General features: G+C 55.6%; 2 protein-coding genes and 1 pseudogene. All 3 read left to right on the top strand.

From position 1 onward, the window contains the following. The first annotated feature begins 34 nt into the window (after window positions 1-34). A complete protein-coding gene (gene rpsG, locus AAFM31_RS17645; RefSeq protein ID WP_341709167.1) occupies window positions 35-508 on the top strand; it encodes a 30S ribosomal protein S7 in 474 nt (157 codons plus the stop codon). An 18-nt stretch (window positions 509-526) separates the two neighbouring features. Then, the gene (gene fusA, locus AAFM31_RS17640; RefSeq protein WP_341709166.1) at window positions 527-2,629 is read left to right on the top strand and encodes an elongation factor G; all 2,103 of its coding nucleotides are present in this window, start codon (window positions 527-529) and stop codon (window positions 2,627-2,629) included. A gap of 34 nt (window positions 2,630-2,663) precedes the next feature. After that, window positions 2,664-2,736 (top strand): annotated as a pseudogene (locus AAFM31_RS17635) (elongation factor Tu); the annotation flags it as partial.

Here is a 2,736-nt window from a genome sequence, read left to right as displayed (position 1 = left end):
CCGGGCTAACCTGAAGACCGTTTGAGGGCTTATCATGCCAAGACGTCGTGTAGCGGCAAAACGTGAGATCCTGCCAGAACCGAAATACGGTAGCCAGATTCTCGCGAAATTCATGAACCACGTAATGGAAAGCGGCAAGAAGGCAACTGCCGAGCGTATCGTTTACGGTGCGCTGGACAAGCTGAAAGAGCGTACCAAGGCCGAAGACCCGGTCGAGCTGTTCGAGAAGGCTCTCGACGCTATCGCTCCGCTCGTGGAAGTTAAATCTCGCCGTGTAGGTGGTGCCACCTACCAGGTTCCGGTTGAAGTGCGTCCCTCCCGTCGCAACGCTCTGGCGATGCGCTGGCTGGTTGATGCTGCCCGTAAGCGTGGCGAGAAGTCCATGGCTCTGCGCCTGGCCGGTGAGCTGGGTGATGCTGCAGAGGGCAAGGGTGCCGCTGTCAAGAAGCGTGAAGACGTCCATCGTATGGCTGAGGCCAACAAGGCGTTCTCTCACTACCGCTTCTAAACGGCTCAGGAGACTGTTGTGGCTCGTACAACCCCGATCAATCTGTATCGTAATATTGGTATCTGTGCGCACGTCGATGCGGGCAAGACCACGACTACAGAGCGGATTCTGTTCTATACCGGCGTAAACCACAAAATGGGCGAGGTCCATGATGGGGCTGCGACCATGGATTGGATGGCGCAAGAGCAGGAGCGGGGTATCACCATTACTTCTGCTGCGACCACTGCTTTCTGGCAGGGGTCCGAGAAGCAGTACGACAAGCACCGCGTCAATATCATCGACACCCCCGGTCACGTTGACTTCACGATTGAGGTTGAGCGTTCGCTGCGGGTGCTCGATGGTGCTGTGGTGGTGTTCTGTGGTACGTCCGGTGTTGAGCCGCAGTCGGAGACCGTATGGCGTCAAGCCAACAAGTACGGCGTTCCGCGAATCGTCTATGTAAATAAGATGGATCGCCAGGGCGCCGACTTTCTTCGCGTAGTTGAGCAGATCAAGAAAAGGTTGGGGCATACCCCTGTACCGATTCAGCTCGCTATTGGCGCGGAGGAAAACTTCGCCGGTCAGATTGATCTGATGCGGATGAAGGCGATTCGCTGGGATGAGTCGGATCAGGGTATGAGCTTTGTCGAGGAAGATATTCCCGCTGAGCTGCTTGATTTGGCTAGCGAGTATCGCGAGAAGATGGTTGAGGCGGCCGCTGAGGCCAACGAAGACCTGATGAATAAATACCTCGAGGAAGGCGAGCTTTCCGTCGAGGAGATCAAGGCTGGTCTGCGTCAGCGTACGCTGGCCTGCGAGATCGTTCCGGCAGTGTGTGGTTCGTCCTTCAAGAACAAGGGTGTGCCCCTGGTGCTGGATGCCGTTATCGATTATCTGCCTGCGCCTGATCAGGTTGCCGCCATCAAGGGTGTGCACCCGGATGATGAGGAGCGCTCCGATGAGCGTCACGCTGACGACGCGGAACCGTTCTCTGCTCTTGCGTTCAAGATTGCGACCGATCCCTTTGTCGGTACTCTGACCTTTGCTCGCGTTTACTCTGGGGTTCTCTCCTCGGGTGATGCTGTCCTGAACTCGGTGAAGGGTAAGAAAGAGCGCGTTGGTCGTATGGTGCAGATGCATGCCAACGCGCGCGAAGAGATCAAAGAAGTGCGTGCTGGCGATATTGCGGCCTTGATCGGTATGAAGGACGTGACTACCGGTGACACGCTTTGCGCTATCGATAAGCCGATCGTGCTTGAGCGTATGGACTTCCCTGAGCCGGTAATTTCCGTGGCGGTTGAGCCGCGCACCAAGGCGGACCAAGAGAAGATGGGTATCGCGCTGGGCAAGCTTGCTCAGGAGGATCCGTCGTTCCGTGTTCGTACTGATGAGGAGTCCGGTCAGACAATTATTTCCGGCATGGGTGAGCTTCACCTGGACATCATTGTCGATCGTATGAAGCGCGAATTCAGCGTTGAGGCGAATATTGGCAAGCCGCAGGTTGCGTATCGCGAAGCGATTCGCAACAAGTGCGAGGTTGAGGGTAAGTTTGTGCGCCAGTCGGGCGGTCGTGGCCAATACGGTCACGTCTGGGTTCGTTTTGAACCTGCCGAGGGTAATGACGAGAAGCTCGAGTTCGTCAATGAAATTGTCGGTGGTGTGGTTCCGCGTGAATACATCCCGGCCATCCAGAAAGGTATCGAGGAGCAGATGCAGAACGGCGTTCTTGCTGGCTATCCGCTGCTTGGCCTGAAGGCAACCGTGTTTGACGGTTCCTACCATGATGTCGACTCAAACGAAATGGCGTTCAAGATCGCTGCTTCCATGGCCACCAAGCAATTGGCCCAGAAGGGTGGTGCTGTTTTGTTGGAGCCGATGATGAAAGTCGAAGTAGTCACCCCTGAGGATTATATGGGTGACGTAATGGGCGACTTGAACCGTCGTCGCGGTCTGGTACAGGGTATGGAAGATACTCCTTCCGGTAAGGTGATCCGCGCTGAGGTTCCGCTTGGTGAGATGTTCGGTTACGCCACGGATGTCCGCTCCATGTCCCAGGGGCGTGCGAGCTATTCCATGGAGTTCTCGAAGTACGCCGAGGCACCCATGAACATCGCCGAAGCGATCATCAAGAAGCAAGGCTAACTTGAACCTAGGCTAATTAAAGAGGTTATCAACCGTGGCAAAAGAAAAATTTGAACGTAGCAAACCGCACCTGAACGTAGGCACCATCGGTCACGTTGACCATGGTA

The organism is Halopseudomonas sp. (genome assembly GCF_038130085.1).
Lineage (GTDB): Bacteria > Pseudomonadota > Gammaproteobacteria > Pseudomonadales > Pseudomonadaceae > Halopseudomonas.
The sequence above is the reverse complement of the archived record's forward strand: the minus strand, read 5'-3'. Positions and strand labels throughout refer to the sequence as shown.

Excerpts from the sequence above, each read along its gene's own strand:
- rpsG (WP_341709167.1), top strand. The coding sequence starts at position 35 with ATGCCAAGACGTCGTGTAGCGGCAAAACGTGAGATCCTGCCAGAACCG.